Source organism: Vibrio sp. Sgm 5, assembly GCF_026241575.1.
Classification (GTDB): Bacteria; Pseudomonadota; Gammaproteobacteria; order Enterobacterales; family Vibrionaceae; genus Vibrio; species Vibrio jasicida.
Genome location: NZ_JAPHPY010000002.1, coordinates 39,628 through 57,671, shown reverse-complemented (window position 1 = coordinate 57,671; position 18,044 = coordinate 39,628). Strand labels below are relative to the sequence as shown.

Annotated in this window: 16 protein-coding genes; 11 read left to right on the top strand and 5 right to left on the bottom strand. The window is 45.6% G+C overall.

Annotated elements, in window-relative coordinates; all coding sequences use genetic code 11:
• The first annotated feature begins 672 nt into the window (after positions 1-672).
• The 5 genes from leuA (at position 673) to OQJ86_RS01535 (ending at position 6,521) form a co-directional block, all read left to right on the top strand.
• Positions 673-2,220, top strand: a complete 1,548-nt coding sequence (leuA, locus tag OQJ86_RS01555) for a 2-isopropylmalate synthase (protein WP_010445640.1) — start codon at positions 673-675, stop codon at positions 2,218-2,220.
• A 93-nt stretch (positions 2,221-2,313) separates the two neighbouring features.
• Positions 2,314-3,405 (top strand): 3-isopropylmalate dehydrogenase, encoded by a 1,092-nt coding sequence (leuB, locus tag OQJ86_RS01550; protein WP_265985592.1) that lies wholly within the window; start codon positions 2,314-2,316, stop codon positions 3,403-3,405.
• Positions 3,406-3,590: 185 nt separating this feature from the next.
• Complete coding sequence (gene leuC / locus OQJ86_RS01545) at positions 3,591-4,991, top strand: 3-isopropylmalate dehydratase large subunit (protein ID WP_038866134.1); 1,401 nt, start codon at positions 3,591-3,593, stop codon at positions 4,989-4,991.
• 16 nt (positions 4,992-5,007) lie between these two features.
• Positions 5,008-5,610 (top strand): 3-isopropylmalate dehydratase small subunit, encoded by a 603-nt coding sequence (gene leuD / locus OQJ86_RS01540; protein WP_042599780.1) that lies wholly within the window; start codon positions 5,008-5,010, stop codon positions 5,608-5,610.
• Positions 5,611-5,738: 128 nt separating this feature from the next.
• Positions 5,739-6,521: a DUF547 domain-containing protein gene (locus OQJ86_RS01535; RefSeq protein ID WP_265985590.1), complete on the top strand. Its 783-nt coding sequence runs from the start codon at positions 5,739-5,741 to the stop codon at positions 6,519-6,521.
• A 144-nt stretch (positions 6,522-6,665) separates the two neighbouring features.
• On the opposite strand, the gene djlA is transcribed toward OQJ86_RS01535, so the two are convergent.
• Entirely contained in the window at positions 6,666-7,520 is an 855-nt protein-coding gene (gene djlA / locus OQJ86_RS01530) for a co-chaperone DjlA (protein WP_038866131.1), read from the bottom strand.
• A 269-nt stretch (positions 7,521-7,789) separates the two neighbouring features.
• Between djlA and lptD the strand changes: the two genes are divergently transcribed.
• The 6 genes from lptD to apaH all read left to right on the top strand — a co-directional run bounded on the left by lptD (position 7,790) and on the right by apaH (position 14,551).
• Positions 7,790-10,135, top strand: coding sequence for an LPS assembly protein LptD (gene lptD, locus OQJ86_RS01525; RefSeq protein ID WP_038866130.1), 2,346 nt, complete (start codon positions 7,790-7,792; stop codon positions 10,133-10,135).
• A gap of 62 nt (positions 10,136-10,197) precedes the next feature.
• Positions 10,198-11,481 carry a peptidylprolyl isomerase SurA gene (gene surA, locus OQJ86_RS01520; RefSeq protein ID WP_265985588.1) on the top strand — a complete coding sequence of 428 codons (1,284 nt, stop codon included), beginning with the start codon at positions 10,198-10,200 and terminating at the stop codon, positions 11,479-11,481.
• Positions 11,471-12,469, top strand: a complete 999-nt coding sequence (gene pdxA, locus OQJ86_RS01515) for a 4-hydroxythreonine-4-phosphate dehydrogenase PdxA (protein ID WP_265985587.1) — start codon at positions 11,471-11,473, stop codon at positions 12,467-12,469. The genes surA and pdxA overlap by 11 nt, the downstream gene beginning before the upstream one ends.
• Entirely contained in the window at positions 12,466-13,278 is an 813-nt protein-coding gene (rsmA, locus tag OQJ86_RS01510) for a 16S rRNA (adenine(1518)-N(6)/adenine(1519)-N(6))-dimethyltransferase RsmA (protein ID WP_265985586.1), read from the top strand. Before pdxA ends, rsmA begins: the two co-directional genes overlap by 4 nt.
• A gap of 73 nt (positions 13,279-13,351) precedes the next feature.
• Complete coding sequence (apaG, locus tag OQJ86_RS01505) at positions 13,352-13,732, top strand: Co2+/Mg2+ efflux protein ApaG (RefSeq protein WP_038866126.1); 381 nt, start codon at positions 13,352-13,354, stop codon at positions 13,730-13,732.
• Between the two features lie 12 nt (positions 13,733-13,744).
• Positions 13,745-14,551: a bis(5'-nucleosyl)-tetraphosphatase (symmetrical) ApaH gene (gene apaH / locus OQJ86_RS01500; RefSeq protein ID WP_265985585.1), complete on the top strand. Its 807-nt coding sequence runs from the start codon at positions 13,745-13,747 to the stop codon at positions 14,549-14,551.
• A 72-nt stretch (positions 14,552-14,623) separates the two neighbouring features.
• Here apaH and folA read toward each other — a convergent pair whose 3' ends face one another.
• From folA to cgtA, 4 genes are all read right to left on the bottom strand, one after another.
• The gene (gene folA, locus OQJ86_RS01495; RefSeq protein ID WP_265985584.1) at positions 14,624-15,124 is read right to left on the bottom strand and encodes a type 3 dihydrofolate reductase; all 501 of its coding nucleotides are present in this window, start codon (positions 15,122-15,124) and stop codon (positions 14,624-14,626) included.
• Positions 15,125-15,194: 70 nt separating this feature from the next.
• The gene (locus OQJ86_RS01490; RefSeq protein WP_038866121.1) at positions 15,195-15,668 is read right to left on the bottom strand and encodes a threonine/serine exporter family protein; all 474 of its coding nucleotides are present in this window, start codon (positions 15,666-15,668) and stop codon (positions 15,195-15,197) included.
• Positions 15,668-16,471, bottom strand: coding sequence for a threonine/serine exporter family protein (locus tag OQJ86_RS01485; RefSeq protein ID WP_265985582.1), 804 nt, complete (start codon positions 16,469-16,471; stop codon positions 15,668-15,670). Before OQJ86_RS01485 ends, OQJ86_RS01490 begins: the two co-directional genes overlap by 1 nt.
• A 193-nt stretch (positions 16,472-16,664) precedes the next feature.
• Positions 16,665-17,840 (bottom strand): Obg family GTPase CgtA, encoded by a 1,176-nt coding sequence (cgtA, locus tag OQJ86_RS01480; RefSeq protein ID WP_038866120.1) that lies wholly within the window; start codon positions 17,838-17,840, stop codon positions 16,665-16,667.
• Between the last annotated feature and the right edge of the window lie 204 nt (positions 17,841-18,044).

Here is an 18,044-nt window from a genome sequence, read left to right as displayed (position 1 = left end):
GATTTGTCGCTGCCATACTGAGTGGAAGGATCGTGGATAAAGAAGCAAAGTACTACTGATCGCCAGTGCAACCCGAGATTTATAGAACATAACTCACCTTCCTTGACTAATATGCCCTCCATTTTAAATCCTTCTCTTAATGTACCGTAAGGCATTCACAAAACTAATATTAAAAACTTGCTCAAAAAGAACAAAGAAACAAAAAACAATTAATCAGATGAAAAACAATCTGTTAAACTTAGTGTCAAAGCGCAATAAACCACTGTATTTAAAGCGATTATGAGACTGGCAAATCTCCTCCTCTGAGCACAACAAAAACGATTCACGTTGCGAATAACCGCCAACGTCTGAATCTGTTTAAAAACCATTAACAGAAATCCACTCATCCGATATGAATAAAAAATCGACTTTAGGGTTGACGTGTTCCATTGAGTGCGGTACTAATTTGTTAACTTAATTTTGTGGAATGCTTAACAACTATGTCAGCACGTTTTTCTATCCTGCTTAGCCTCCTCCTGATCGTGACCAATTCGCGCGGGTAGGCTGTGGAAGAAAAATAACCACACCAATTTCTAAGAAACCCGCATGCAAATGCGGGTTTTTTTATATCTAAATACCGGAAGTAAACGATTAAATTGCACGAAAAGTGCAGAAATCATGAAGGAAGCAAACATGAACGATCAGGTCATTATATTCGACACCACATTGCGTGATGGCGAACAAGCGTTGTCAGCAAGCTTGACGGTTAAAGAAAAACTGCAGATTGCCTATGCGCTGGAAAGGCTAGGCGTTGATGTTATCGAAGCGGGTTTTCCTGTTTCTTCTCCGGGTGATTTCGAATCCGTACAAACCATTGCAAAACACATCAAAAACAGCCGAGTTTGTGCCCTTTCGCGTGCCGTTGCGAAAGATATCGATGCTGCTGCTGAAGCGCTAAAAGTCGCGGACGCATTTCGAATCCACACTTTCATCTCAACTTCGACTGTTCACGTTCAAGACAAACTGCGCCGTAGCTACGACGATGTTGTAGAAATGGGCGTAAAAGCCGTAAAACATGCGCGTAACTACACCGATGACGTTGAGTTTTCTTGCGAAGACGCAGGTCGTACGCCAATCGACAACCTGTGCCGCATGGTTGAAGCAGCCATCGATGCTGGCGCAAGCACCATCAACATTCCAGACACCGTTGGCTACACTGTACCAAGTGAGTTTGGTGGCATCATTGAAACTCTATTCAACCGTGTACCAAACATCGACAAAGCGATCATCTCTGTTCACTGTCACGATGACTTGGGCATGTCGGTTGCTAACTCTATCGCCGCTGTTCAAGCGGGTGCTCGCCAAGTAGAAGGCACCATTAACGGTATCGGTGAGCGTGCGGGTAACTGTTCTCTTGAAGAAATCGCGATGATCCTAAAAACGCGCCAAGAATTCATGGGTGTGCATACGGGTCTAAAACACGACGAAATCCACCGAACCAGTAAGTTGGTGAGTCAACTATGTAACATGCCAATCCAGAGCAACAAAGCAATCGTTGGTGCTAACGCATTCAGCCACTCTTCCGGTATTCACCAAGATGGCATGCTAAAGAACAAAAACACTTACGAGATCATGACGCCTGAGTCGATTGGTCTTAAGAACCAAGCATTGAACCTAACCAGTCGCAGTGGCCGTGCTGCGGTTAAGAGCCACATGGACGCAATGGGCTACAAAGAAGAAGAGTACAACCTAGATGCGTTGTACGAGGACTTCTTGAAACTTGCTGACCGCAAAGGTCAGGTGTTCGACTACGATCTAGAAGCGCTAATGCACTTCTCTAACTTGCGCGAAGAAGACGACTTCTACAAGTTGAACTACCTAAGCGTTCAATCTGGCAGCGTAATGGCAACCACCAGCGTCAAAATGCAGTGTGGCGATGAAGAAATGTGTGAAGCTGCGGTCGGTAATGGTCCGGTTGATGCGCTATACCAATGTATCTACCGCGTGACAGGTTACGAAATCGTCCTAGACAAGTTTGACCTAACCGCAAAAGGCGAAGGTGAAGACGGTCTTGGTCAAGCAGACATCATCGCTAACTACAAAGGCCGTAAGTACCACGGTACCGGCGTTTCTACCGATATCGTAGAAGCATCTGGTCAAGCGCTATTGCACGTCATCAACAGCATTCATCGCGCCGATAAGATTGAAGAGATGAAGCAAAAGAGAATTGCGACGGTTTAATCATTAATTCATGGAGCTTGAGCCTCACAACTCAGGCTCCAACCAAATTCGTTTTAGACAAGCTCAAAAATTTAGAAAACTTAAAGGATTACCATGACAGACAAATCATACAAAATCGCCGTTTTACCAGGCGACGGCATCGGCCCAGAAGTAATGGCGCAAGCACATAAGGTGCTAGATGCAATCGAGAAGAAACACGGCATTGCGTTTGAGCGTGACGAGCATGATGTGGGCGGCATTGCGATTGATAATCACAGTTGCCCACTTCCAGAAAGCACCGTGAAAGCGTGTGAAGAGTCTGATGCAGTCCTATTCGGCTCAGTTGGCGGCCCTAAGTGGGAACACTTACCACCAAACGACCAACCTGAGCGCGGTGCCCTACTGCCGCTACGTAAACACTTCCAATTATTCTGTAACCTACGCCCAGCGCAAATCCACTCAGGTCTTGAAGCTTTCTCACCACTACGTGCAGACATCTCCGGTCGTGGTTTTGATATCGTTGTTGTTCGTGAACTGACGGGCGGCATCTACTTCGGCCAACCAAAAGGTCGTGAAGGCGAAGGTCCAACAGAGAAAGCGTTCGATACTGAGGTATACCACCGCTACGAAATCGAACGTATTGCAAAAATTGCCTTTGAGTCTGCTCGTCTACGTCGCAAGAAAGTGTGCTCTATCGACAAAGCGAACGTTCTACAAAGTTCTATCTTATGGCGTGAAGTAGTTGAAGAAATCGCAAAAGACTACCCAGATGTCGAGCTATCACACATGTACATTGATAACGCAACCATGCAGCTTATCAAAGACCCAGCACAGTTCGACGTAATGCTATGTTCAAACATCTTCGGCGACATCATTTCTGATGAGTGCGCGATGATCACTGGCTCTATGGGTATGTTGCCTTCAGCGAGCCTAAACGAAAGCAAATTCGGTCTGTACGAGCCAGCAGGCGGCAGTGCACCAGATATCGCAGGTAAGAACATCGCTAACCCAGTGGCACAAATCCTATCAGCTGCACTGATGCTGCGTTACAGCCTAGGTGAAGAAACGGCGGCACAAGACATCGAAACGGCAGTTTCAAAAGCACTATCGGCGGGTGAGCTAACGGGTGACCTTGCTGGTGACAACCCAGCACTTTCGACGTCTGAGATGGGCGATAAGATCGCTGAGTACATCTTAAACTCTTAATACAAAACAGATTCATAATAAATACTAAATCCTCGGTCAACCAATGGCTTTCCTCTAAGTCATTGGTGCAGTAGTAAGGCAGCAAGCCCATTTATATTAAGGCGTTTAGTTCGCTAAATAACTGGATAAATGGGTGTCGCTAACGCAGTTATTGCGGCAAAGGCAACGAGGAAAGGAAGCAAACAATGGGCAAAACATTATACGAAAAAGTCTACGACGCACACGTTGCCGTCGCAGCAGAAGGGGAAAACCCAATCTTGTACATCGACCGTCACTTGGTACATGAAGTGACGTCTCCGCAAGCATTTGACGGCTTGCGTGAAAAAGGTCGCAAAGTGCGTCAGGTCAGCAAAACTTTTGCCACCATGGACCACAACGTTTCGACAACCACCAAAGACATCAACGCATCCGGTGAGATGGCTCGTATCCAGATGGAAACGCTATCGAAAAACTGTGAAGAGTTTGGCGTTACGCTTTACGACATCAACCACAAATACCAAGGCATTGTGCACGTCATGGGCCCAGAGCTTGGTATTACCCTGCCGGGCATGACCATTGTTTGTGGCGACTCGCACACTGCTACACACGGTGCATTCGGCTCTCTCGCTTTTGGTATTGGTACATCTGAAGTTGAGCACGTATTAGCAACTCAAACGCTAAAACAAGCCCGCGCTAAAACGATGAAGATTGAAGTGAGAGGCAAAGTAACTCCTGGTATCACCGCTAAAGACATCGTACTTGCGATCATCGGTGAAACCACAGCTGCTGGCGGAACAGGCTACGTGGTTGAATTCTGCGGTGAAGCGATCACAGACCTTTCAATGGAAGGCCGTATGACCGTGTGTAACATGGCGATTGAGCTAGGTGCTAAAGCCGGTCTAATTGCGCCAGATGAAACCACATTCGAGTACATCAAAGGCCGCAAATTCTCACCTCAAGGTGCCGATTTTGATGCAGCAGTAGAATACTGGAAGACATTGAAAACGGACGATGATGCCCAGTTTGATGCAGTTGTGACGCTAAACGCAGCAGACATTAAGCCACAAGTCACTTGGGGAACTAACCCAGGCCAAGTGATCGCGGTAGATCAACCGATCCCAGCACCAGAAAGCTTTACCGACCCAGTAGAGAAAGCTTCTGCTGAAAAAGCATTGGCATACATGGGCCTAGAAGCAGGCAAAGCACTTTCTGATTACAACGTCGATAAAGTCTTCGTTGGCTCTTGCACCAACTCTCGCATTGAAGACATGCGCGCAGCCGCAGAAGTGGCGAAAGGTCGCAAAGTCGCGTCTCACGTTCAAGCGCTAATCGTTCCTGGCTCTGAGCAAGTAAAAGCGCAAGCAGAAGCGGAAGGCTTGGACGTTATCTTTAAAGAAGCGGGCTTTGAGTGGCGCCTACCGGGTTGTTCGATGTGTCTAGCAATGAACAACGACCGTTTGGGGCCTCATGAGCGCTGTGCGTCTACTTCAAACCGTAACTTTGAAGGTCGCCAAGGCCGTGATGGCCGTACCCACTTGGTTAGCCCTGCGATGGCAGCGGCAGCGGCAATTGCTGGTCACTTTGTTGATATTCGTGAGTTGGATTAGGTTAAGGAGAGAACAGATGTCAGGTTTTAAACAACACACAGGCTTAGTTGTTCCTCTAGATGCAGCGAACGTAGATACTGATGCCATCATTCCAAAACAGTTCCTACAAAAGGTATCTCGCCTAGGGTTTGGTAAGCACCTATTCCATGACTGGCGATTCCTAGATGATGCTGGCGAACAACCGAACCCAGAGTTCGTGATGAACGCTCCTCGCTACAAAGGCGCTTCTATCTTGCTAGCGCGTGAAAACTTCGGCTGTGGTTCATCTCGTGAACACGCACCGTGGGCACTAGCGGATTACGGCATCAAAGCGATGATCGCACCAAGCTTTGCCGATATTTTTTACGGTAACTCGATCAACAACCAAATGGTGCCAGTTCGTTTGACTGAGCAAGAAGTGGATGAAATCTTCCAGTTTGTTGAGGCTAACGAAGGCGCAGAAGTGGAAGTGGACCTAGAAGCGAATGTGGTTCGTGCCAACGGCAAAGAATATGGTTTTGAAATCGATTCGTTCCGTCGTCACTGCTTACTAAACGGTTTGGACAACATTGGTTTAACCCTTCAACACGAAGATAAGATTGCCGAGTACGAAGCGAAGATCCCGAGCTTCTTAAGCTAATTAAAATCGCAATTTAAACAAATAAAAGGTTGGCTTATGCCAGCCTTTTTTCTTTTATTGCCTCAAGAAAGAAACTTCGCCTTATGCAGGTCTACAATATCAATAAGGTTTTACCCAAAGGTATCTCTATGAAGCGTCTGTTATTGCTCTTGTGTGCTCTCGTTTCTTTCTCAACATTTTCCGCACCTAAATCGGATTTGTGGCCGTATTGGAAACAATCGAATCAAGCTAGCCAAACCAAGATTTCTCATCAAGAGTGGCAACAACTGCTTGATAGTTATTTAGTTAAGCAAGGTGAGAATACTTTGTTTCGCTATAGCAAAGTCACGACCTCCGACAAAACGAAGTTAAAGCAGTACATCCAAAGGCTCGCAAAACTCAACCCTCTACAGTACAACCAAGCGGAGCAATACGCCTACTGGGTAAACCTTTACAACTCCATCACTGTCGACTTAATCCTAGATAACTATCCTGTCGAATCGATTACCAAACTTGGTGGGCTATTTAGCTTTGGCCCTTGGGGAGACGATGTGGTCGTGGTCAACGGGAAAGATCTGACTTTAAACGATATTGAACATCGCATTTTACGTCCAATTTGGAATGACCCGAGAACCCATTACGCGGTTAACTGTGCCAGCTTGGGATGCCCTAATCTGCAGTCTCAAGCATTCACTGCTGACAACACGCAAGCTCTACTGGATAGTGCCGCTAGAACATTTATCAACAGCAACAAAGGCGTATCTATTCAAGGTAACACGGCACAGCTGTCTTCTATTTATGATTGGTTTGCAACGGACTTTGGTGGAGAAAAACAAATCTTCAAACACATTGCAAAGTACGCACCGCAATACAAAAACTTCTCTGGCAAAGTGAAATACGAATACGATTGGACCTTAAATCAAGCTAACTAAAGAAGTTACTGATAGGCTAATACGCTTTGGGCTTCCCATAACCGAAAAGCAAAAGGACACCAGTAAACCAAACGCTGAGTATAAGAACGAGAAAAGGGCACTGAGTGCCCTTTTTGTTTTTGAAGCTTGATAGAAAACGTCCGACTACTTAAAACCTTTCACTTTCTTTATCAGATCGTAAGCATTTTGAATTTCTTGCGATTTTTCTTTTGCGACGTTCATCATCTCAGGTGGTAAGCCCTTCGCCATCAACTTATCTGGGTGATGCTCATTCATCAACTTGCGGTAAGCACGCTTCACCGTTTTACTGTCCGCATCTGAGTTAACATCCAAAATCTTGTAGGCATCAGCCAACTGATCCGCTTGTGAAGCTTGTTGCCAACCAGCTGATTGGTATTGTCCCTGCTGCTGGCCATGGAAACCACCTTGGCTTTGAAAACGAAACGCGGCTTCTTGCATGTGCAGGCGACGCTCTAATTGCTCTGAAGAGAAACCTAAACCGCGGGCAATTTTATGCAGGACATTACGTTCACTCGGATGAATCGAGCCATCAGCAAACGCAGCAGAGATCTGAAGCTCCAAGAAAAATTGCAATAAATCAAAACGCCCTGCTGAAGAGATTTTCACGCGAACCAATACATCTTCAAGCGGAAAATCACTCTCTTTACCATCACGGAACGCTTCTTGTGCCGCACGACGTTGCTCGCCATGTAAACTCATACGGTCCATCATCGCAGACGCTAGTTGAATCTCTTCTTTGGTGACTTGACCTTTGGCTTTAGCCACATGTCCCATAACTGCGAATGCAGCTTTAAAAAATTCTTCCTGACGTTGTGCCTGGCTAGGACCTTTACCAAAGCCCCCCGTCGAAAACCCCGCTTGGCTTAAACGACGTGCTTTATCGAATTGATGACCGATAAATAGACCAAACAATAAACCGAATGGGCCACCGAGTAACAAGCCAAAAAAGGCACCCAAGATTTTGCCAAAAATATGCATTATGTGTTCTCTATCAATGAATTTTTATCGACGACGGCGGTCTTATAGTGCCGGACGCAACGATTTCCTTTATGATAATGGAATTAGTTTTATTACGGTCAGGCTATTTCGCCTGCTTATCTTTGCAGCTATTTTATATTGGCATTATGCCACAGCGAATCCATGCTCTGGGATAATTGCAAACTATAGTTGATTCATTTGGCTATATAGCGAGGGTACAACAAGCCCTATAGCCATCGAGTAGTAGTGACACAGGAAAGTTCAATTCAATGCAACATTTCTCCCGCACATGTTTAGCGGCCTCTATCAGCACCGCCTTGTTTGTACCCACCACTCAAGCTGAAGCGAATATCCATGATAGTGTGCAGGAAATGCCCACCACAGATCAATGTTTGGTCGAGACAAGTGGTGAGGAGGACGCGCTTAATTCCCCAGTGGTTGTTCAAGCTGATAGTCTACAAGCCATCAATGGCGATAAGGCTCAATACTCTGGCAACGTAGAAGTTACGCAAGGTCCAAAGAAAATCACCGCCGATAGCGTAACGCTTCATCAACAAGATAACGTGGTCGTGGCAGAAGGCAATGTAACCTTCAATGACGGTCAGGTTAAAGCACGTTCAGATCGTGTTACCAACGACATCAATCAAGATACGTTTTCGCTTGAAAACACCAACTACCAGTTCTTGTGCCAACAAGGTCGCGGTACCGCTGCGTACATAGCCCGTACTGGCCAGTCAGTGTACGAACTTGAAGATGGTTCGATTACCTCTTGTCCTCAAGGTGACAACTCTTGGCGCTTAGTGGCTTCGGGCATCGATGTTGATCAAGATGAAGAAACGGCAACGTTACATCACCCACGTTTTGAGATCATGGACGTCCCTGTTTTCTACGTGCCGTACATGACGATGCCAATTGGTGACACGCGTAAAACGGGCTTCCTATTCCCATCCATGTCATACGGCTCTAGCGACGGTATGGAAGTTGAACTTCCTTTCTACTGGAATATCGCGCCGCAATACGACATGACACTTACTCCGCTCTACATGCAGAAACGTGGCACCAAGCTTGACTCTGATTTCCGTTACCTAACCGAAGGTTGGGGTGAAGGTGAAATCAAAGGCGAGTACATGAGCAGCGACAAACGCTACGAGGACGAATCTCGTTGGGGTTACCAATTCAAACACGATGGCATCATCAACAAACAGTGGGTGGTCAGTGTTGATTACTCAAAAGTGAGTGACATCGACTACTTCCGTGACCTGGATTCTGACATTGGTAACCGAGAAGACGGCCAATTGCTTCAAGAAGGCGAAGTACAGTACCGTTCAGACTTCTGGGACGCCTCTTTGTCTGTCCGAGATTTCCAGATACTTTTGAAAGAAGAAAACCAACCGTACCGTCTATTGCCGCAACTGGACTTGAACTACTACACCCCACTTTTGGGTAACTACGTCAACTTTGACGTGAAGAGCCAGATCAGCCGTTTTGACACTGACGATACAGCGAAGCCTGACGCGACTCGTGTGCACGTAGAGCCAGGCCTCACGATTCCTCTATCAAACTCTTGGGCGACATGGACCACAGAAGCTCGCGTATTATCGACCTACTACTCCCAAGATCTGAGTGGCTTAACAGACACCGATCTAAGAAATCAACTCGATGAGACCGTATCGCGTGTTATTCCAGAATTCCGCACACATGCTCAGATGTACTTGGAGCGTGATACCAGCTGGATAGAAGGCTACACACAAACATTGGAACCACAGCTTCAGTATTTGTATGTACCAGATGAAGACCAAACTAACATCTACAACTACGATACGACGTTACTGCAAACTGACTACTACGGTCTATTCCGCAGTCGTAAATACAGTGGTATCGATAAAATCGCGTCAGCAAACCAGTTAAGCTACGGTGCAAGTACGCGTTTCTTTGATGATGATTACAAAGAACGTCTTAACGTTTCGTTTGGTCAGATCTACTACTTCGATAAGAAAACCAAGATCAGCAATAATCCGAGCCTACCGGATGAGACCTCAAACTACTCATCATGGGCGGTTGAAACTGATTTCAACTACAACGATTACTTGTTCTATCACGGTGGTATCCAGTATGACATCGACCTGAGCTCGATGCAGTTGGCGAACAGCACTCTGGAATACCAATTTAACGGTGGCTTCATTCAAGGTAACTACCGTTACGTTACTCGTGAATACATTGAAGATACGATCATTCTCGAAAACCTCGACACAATCACTCGTAAAGGTATTTCACAAGCAGGTATCGTAGCCGCGTATGAATTCAACCCGAGTTGGTCGGCAAGCGGCCAGTACTACTACGACTTAAACGAAAACATCGATATGGAATGGCTTGCCAGCCTCCGCTACCAATCAGATTGTTGGTACTTCGGTCTAACTTACTCAAACCAATTATTGGGCTGGGATGACAAAGCAATCGGAAGCGACGGTGCTTCTCCAGAATACGAAAACAACATCAGCGTTAACTTCGGTATTCAAGGCTTTGCCACCAATCAACGTGCGATTACCGCAGAAAAAGAACTTGATGGTTCGGACAACGCGATCAAATACGGTCGTCCATTCTATTTGAACAATTAATCGAATTGAGCGTCTTAACTACTAGTAAGACGCTCAACTCTATAATACTGACGGAATTTTAAATGAAAATTTGGAAATCAATCATCTTCACAACCCTATTCTCTTTAGGTGTTAATGCTGCACCTGTAGAGCTTGATCAGGTTGCTGTTATCGTCAACGACGGTGTGATTTTACAAAGCGACATCAACACTGCAATGAAAACACTTCAAGCTAATGCTCGTCAGAGCGGTAAGAGCTTACCTTCAGCAAGCGTGTTGAAAGACCAAGTGGTTGAGAAACTGATCATTGATACGCTTCAAGGTCAAGAGGCTGAACGTATCGGCGTACGAATTGATGACAACCGCTTGAATCAAGCGATTGCAGAAATCGCTCGTAACAACAACCAAAGCGTTGAGCAACTTGCCGCCTCTGTCCAAGCTGAAGGGTTAAGCTACTCTGAATTCCGCGAACAAATTCGTAAAGAGATCGCCGCGTCTGAAGCTCGTAATGCGCTTGTACGTCGTCGTATCAACATTCTCCCAGCGGAAGTCGATAGCCTAGCAGAACAACTTGCAACAGAAACCAATGCAACCGTTCAATACAAAATCGGTCATATCCAATTGCGTTTCTCTAACGATAAAGACAAGTCAGAAGTCGAAGCAGAAGCGAATGCATTAGTGAAAAAATTGAGAGATGGTGCGGATTTCTCGCAAATGGCCTACACCTACTCAAAAGGTCCAAAAGCCTTGCAAGGTGGTGATTGGGGTTGGATGCGTAAAGAAGAAATGCCAACTATCTTCGCAGACCAAATCAAAATGCAAAACAAAGGCAGCATCATTGGTCCATTCCGCAGCGGTATTGGCTTCCACATCCTAAAAGTAGAAGATGTAAAAGGCCTAGAAACAGTCGCGGTCACAGAAGTCAATGCTCGACATATTCTGATCAAACCGACCGTTATCCTAAGCGATGATGGTGCGAAGAAGCAGCTAAATGAATTCATTCGTCGCATTAAAGCGGGTGAAGCAACCTTTGCTCAATTGGCAACACAATACAGCCAAGATCCAGGTTCTGCAGCACAAGACGGTGAACTGGGCTACCAAACACCAGACCTATACGTACCAGAATTTAAACACCAAGTTGAAACATTGCCTGTAGGCTCAATCAGTGAACCATTCAAAACTGTACACGGCTGGCACATTGTTGAAGTTTTAGACCGTCGTCAAGTTGACCGCACTGACTCAGCAATGAAAAACAAAGCCTACCGCATTCTTTTCAACCGTAAGTTTAACGAAGAAGCAGGCGCATGGATGCAAGAACTACGAGCAAGCGCGTTTGTTGAAATCGTGGATAACAATGATGGCAACTAATTCGATTCGAAGAATCGTCGTAACCGCAGGGGAACCTGCGGGGATCGGCCCTGATTTGGTGCTGGCCTTATCAAAGGAAGACTGGGCGCACCAAATCGTCGTTTGTGCAGACAAGAATGTCTTAGCAGAAAGAACTAAACAGCTCGGCATAGACGTTCAACTGTTTGATTACAATCCAGAAGAAGCACCAAAAGCGCAACAAGCTGGCACATTAATCGTAGACCACATTGAAATCGCTGAAACCGCGGTTGCAGGTCAACTTAATGAAGCCAACGGCCACTACGTATTAAAAACGTTAGAAAGAGCCGCTTTGGGCTGTATGAATGATGAATTTGATGCTATTGTCACCGGCCCTGTACATAAGGGGGTGATAAATCGCTCAGGTGTTGCATTCAGTGGTCACACTGAATTCTTTGCTGAAAAGTCCAATACACCATTGGTCGTGATGATGTTAGCGACTGAAGGACTGCGAGTGGCACTCGTCACCACGCATATTCCTCTGGCTTACGTATCAAAAGCCGTTACGGAAGAGCGATTAGAAAAAATCATCGATATTCTTCATAAAGATCTTGTAGAAAAATTTGCCATCTCGCAACCAAACATCTATGTTTGCGGGCTAAATCCACATGCGGGAGAAGATGGCTGTTTAGGTCGCGAAGAGATCGAAACCATCACTCCGACATTGGAAAAGATTCGACAAGAAAAAGGAATCAATCTGATTGGCCCTTTGCCGGCAGATACCATTTTCAATGAAAAGTATTTAAACGATGCTGATGCTGTTTTAGGTATGTACCACGATCAAGTGTTGCCTGTATTAAAATACAAAGGCTTTGGTCGTTCAGTAAACATTACACTTGGTCTACCATTTATAAGAACCTCGGTGGATCACGGTACTGCATTAGAACTGGCAGGGACAGGTCAAGCGGATACAGGGAGCTTCCGAACAGCGCTCACGCATGCGATAGAATTGGTAGAGAAGAAACAATGAGAAATGATGTCCATTTAGGACACAAAGCGCGTAAACGTTTTGGTCAAAACTTCCTGAACGATCCATACATTATTGACGGTATCGTATCATCAATTAACCCAAGACCTGGCCAGAACCTTGTTGAGATCGGTCCAGGCCTTGGTGCAATTACAGAACCTGTGGGTCGCGAAGTCGACAAGTTCACGGTTATTGAACTCGACCGAGATCTAGCAGAACGTCTACGCAACCATCCAGAATTAGCTGACAAACTGACTATTCATGAAGGCGATGCTATGCGCTTTGACTTCACGCAGTTAGTGAAGCCAAACAACAAGCTACGTATCTTCGGTAACTTGCCATACAACATCTCGACACCATTGATGTTCCACCTATTTGAATTCCATAAAGACATTCAAGACATGCACTTTATGCTTCAAAAAGAAGTGGTAAACCGTTTAGCCGCAGGCCCAGGCAACAAGGCTTACGGCCGCCTAACGGTAATGGCTCAGTACTACTGTAAAGTTGTACCTGTTCTAGAAGTACCACCAACAGCGTTTGTACCGCCACCGAAAGTTGATTCAGCAGTCGTACGCTTAGTGCCTTACGAAGTCCTTCCGCACCCTGCGAAAGATTTGCGTTTGTTGGAGCGCGTATGTCGCGAAGGCTTTAACCAGCGTCGTAAGACCGTTCGTAACTGCTACAAGTCGCTATTGAGTACAGAAGTATTGGAAGAGTTGGGCGTAAACCCAAGTATGCGTCCAGAAAACCTAACGCTACAACAGTTTGTCGCCATGGCGAACTGGCTTGCGGATAATCCGCAGCACCAATAACTCAAACGATGAGCCAAACCCTTCGCGGTTTGGCTTATTATTATTGAGATAATCCGTTTTTCGAGGAGTGCACATGGACGTCATTCAACCTTGCATCAAGATTCAAGTTCACACCAAATACATTGAAGAACAGTCCAACCCAGAACTGCAACGTTTTATTTTCGCCTACGTCATCACCATCAAAAACCTCAGCCAACAAACCGTACAATTACTCAGTCGTCGCTGGTTAATTACGGATTCAAATGGCAAACAAATGACGGTAGAAGGCGAAGGTGTTGTCGGACAACAGCCCTTTATTCCTAGCAATGATGAATACACCTACAGTAGCGGTACTGCATTAGAAACTCCAGTAGGTGTCATGCAAGGACACTACATGATGTTGGATGAGAAGGGACAAGAGTTTCTCACCGAAATAGACCCTTTCCGACTTGCTGTTCCCAATGTCCTAAATTAATCAGGAGAGTCAGTGGCTACCTACATCGTTGGTGACATTCAAGGCTGTTTCGATGAACTGCAACAGCTACTAGAACACGTTAATTTCTCAACTCAACACGATCAACTTTGGCTTGCTGGTGATCTGGTGGCAAGAGGGCCGAAGTCATTAGAAACACTGCGCTTTGTTAAATCCCTTGGCGACAGCGCTAAAGTTGTCCTCGGCAATCACGATCTGCACCTAATGGCGGTTTCTAAAGGCTTAAAGAGGGTGAAGGACAAAGATAAAACCGCACCTATCTTTTCCGCACCAGATAAAGATGCTCTACTCACTTGGTTAGCACAGCAACCACTCATGGCGGAACACGATGAGTTCGTTATGTGTCATGCGGGCATCTCACCTTTATGGGATCTACAGACGGCTCGAGCATGTGCACGTGAGGTCGAGGCGATAATTCAGAGTGAGCAACTGCATTGGTTACTGGAAAATATGTACAGCAACCAACCTGATCTTTGGGAGGAATCTCTATCAGGCTTAGCTCGCTATCGCTATACCATCAATGCATTTACCCGTATGCGCTTTTGCTTTCCCGATGGGCGCTTGGATATGGATTGTAAACTTCCACCACAAGAAGTTTCAGAAGATGAGCTTGTTCCTTGGTTTAAACTGCCACAACGTGTGCCTTTAGAAAAAGCGGTCTTATTTGGTCACTGGGCAGCACTGCAAGGTTACATTGAAGAGAGCATTATTGGCCTTGATACGGGCTGTGTTTGGGGTGGCTCATTAACTATGATTCGCTGGGAAGATAAGCAAGTTTTCACCCAAGAAGCACTCAGTTAACAATTCGAATTAGCGGACTAGAAAACAAAAAGCACCGTATTGACGGTGCTTCTCTTATTCGGCTCAATTTGATTATTTTTCTAAAATCGTAAAACGCATGTTATAAGCGTTTTTCTCATCAGCTTGATATTCTCTAGTATACGTTTCTTGGAATTCATCATCCCATTGAGGAAATTGAGTATCTCCCTCAACATCAGCATCAATAAAAGTTAGATACAACTTATCAGCTTTATCAAGAAATGCTTCATAGATACTGCCACCGCCGATAATCATAACCTCATCATGACCTTTGGCAGCTTCTAGCGCTTCTAAAGTAGAGCTCACTACTATTACGTCTTCTGCTGCATAAGATGGGTCTCTGGTAATGACTATATTGAGCCTATTTGGTAGAGCTTTACCAATTGACTCAAAAGTCTTACGCCCCATGACCACAGGCTTACCTAGTGTATGTTCTTTGAACCAAGCAAAGTCTGCAGGAAGGTGCCAAGGCATTGAGTTATCGTTACCGATGATCATTGGCTTTTCTTTATCAATAGCACCGTTATGTGCCATTGCCGCAATCATGCTAATCATAGAAATACTTTACCTTGAAGAAATTTGAGCGCAAATTATACCTAAATAACACTTTAGAACAAACGATCGCCTAAACAATTGGTCTTCTTCGATAAAAAAGTAACCCAGGAACTGCCAAGCCAACCGCTAAGCCTGCAATAATAAACATCGCCTTAAGAAAGTTCTCCATACATGTCGCAATTAACTCTGGCGAATAACCCAAGTGGTTTATCTCCACCATGGCAATCATGGCTTTAAAGGCAAATACACCGGGCACCATTGGGATCAAAGCTGCAACAGTAAAAACTTTGGGATGAGCAAGAAAACGATGCGACCAATGTACGCCGATTAAGCCAACAAGGGTCGCAGCAAAAAAGCTCGCCCACTCAATCGGCAAGCCAAAGTGCATCATCAAATAGCGACTGCCATGACCAATCGCACCACCTACGGCACAATAAACTAAAGCGCGCTGTGGCACGTTAAACACCATGGCAAAACCCACTGCAGGAATCGCCGCAAAAAACATATCATTCAGCAGGCCAAGTGCGAGTTCAAATACACTCATTAGCTCATCCACCCCCAAATACCGGTGACTTCCATCGCTGCTACGATGCCAAGTGAAGTTGCTAATGTCAGTAGACTTGCCATGGTAAATCTCGCGATGCCCATATTGATGTGGCCTTTAAGCATGTCTGCAACGGAGTTAATCAGAGGGAAGCCCGGTACTAACATCAGGACCGAAGATGCCATTGCTACCGTAGGTAAATTACCAATTTCAAAGATCACGGCTTGAGCGGAAATCAACGTTGTGACGAATGCTGTGGCGGCGAAATTAAGTAGAGGATTAAAATGTCGATGCCCAATCTCTTGTCTGACGATCATACCACCAGCAGAAGCGAGGAACGTCATGCCGAAGACTCCCCAATCTCCTCCAGCTAGATGACTAAAGGCAGCACAAGAAAGACCAATCATAAACACGACTAACCAGCGGTTATAGCGCTCTGGGCTGATGGTATTGAGTTTCTTCTGTGCCATTTTCACATCGAGTAAACCGCGCTCCATCATGATACAGATACGCTGAATTTGCGCAATGACACGCATGTTAATTCCACGATCGGCACAGCTTCTTGTGGTAGTAATGCAATGATCGTCCATCACCGTTGTGACCACCAAGGCATTGGCAGACAGTGCAACAGCAACATCGCTAACGCCACTCGCAAACCCAATGCGCTGCATAATATCGCTCACCAGCGTACTTTCTGCACCGTGTGCTAATAACATTTGCCCGGCTTGAGCCACGAGCCGAGAAATGGCTCTTTGATTGGACGCCGCCATAGCTTCTTCAGGCGGCATAGCTTCCGATGTCATAAATACTTCCTAAGTCCATTTATACCCAAGTAACCTCACCCTTGGGAGGGTGTCATTGACCCCGCTCTGAATCCTACATCTTGAAGTCACTTGGGTATATTTTATTATTGTGCCGTAAAACACATCGTCTAAACATGATTTAGATACAAAAAAAGCCGCAATATACATTGCGGCTTAATGAAATAACTAGCGATTAGTCACGGACGTAAACAACGTGACCATCGTCTTCTTCATCGTCCCAGTCATCCCAATCGTCGTCATCTTCTTCAGTGATCACGTCTTTACCAGCGATGGCATCTTTATGGTAATCATCCCACATGAAGTTCACTTTATCTTCTTCAGCAACTTCTTCCTCTTCACGAGGTAGGTTTTCCATAAAGTCAGCTAGCTTGTAGCAAAGCTCTTTAGTGCCGTTACGGTTGATTGCAGAGATCTTAAAGAACTCATCTTCCCAACCAAGCGCATCCAAGATCTCTTGGATCTTTTCATTCGCTTCTTCTTCCGGCATAAGATCAGTCTTGTTGAAGACTAACCAACGAGGTTTACCAGCAAGTTTTTCACTGTACTGCTCTAGCTCATCAATGATGGTTAGGGCATTTTGAATTGGGTCTGACTGATCGATCGGCATGATATCAATCATGTGCAGTAATACGCGGCAACGCTCTAGGTGCTTAAGGAAGCGAATACCTAGACCAGCACCGTCAGCGGCACCTTCAATTAGACCAGGAATATCAGCAACTACAAAGCTTTTCTCAGGTACGACACTCACTACACCCAAGCTTGGGATTAGCGTAGTAAATGGGTAATCTGCTACTTTTGGTTTTGCTGCTGATACTGCGCGGATAAAGGTTGATTTACCTGCGTTAGGTAGACCAAGCATACCAACATCAGCCAATAGCAATAGCTCTAGACGGATTTCACGAATTTCACCTTTAGTACCTAGCGTTCTCTGACGAGGAGCGCGATTTACTGAAGATTTAAAACGCGTGTTACCAAGACCGTGCCAGCCGCCTTTCGCGACCATCACTTTCTTGCCGTGTTCAGCAACTTCTGCAACGATTTCATTAGTGTGGATATCAACTGCGCGCGTACCTACAGGAACACGCATTGTGATGTCTTTACCACGTTTACCCGTACAGTTACCACCACGACCATTTTCACCGCGTTCTGCTTCGTAAAAGCGTTGGAAACGGTAATCGATCAGGGTATTTAGGTTTTCATCGGCTTGGATGTATACATCACCGCCATCACCACCATCGCCGCCATCAGGGCCGCCTTTAGTGATGAATTTTTCACGCCAGAAACTTACAACGCCGCTACCGCCGTCACCAGCCTGAACTTTTACTACCGCTTCATCTACGAACTTCATCTTTTACTCCGACTACTTCGTGCGTGGATTTAATCTGACTTATCATCAAACAATTTTAGCAGATGACAGATCTAAGCACCCTGAACCTACCAATAAGGTAAAAACGAGAAACTTGAATATGTCGACTGCTACAAATAAAAAACCCCGCCGAATCGGCAGGGCTTTTGAATTCAGCTTTAAAGCTTAAATAATTAACCTAAAAGG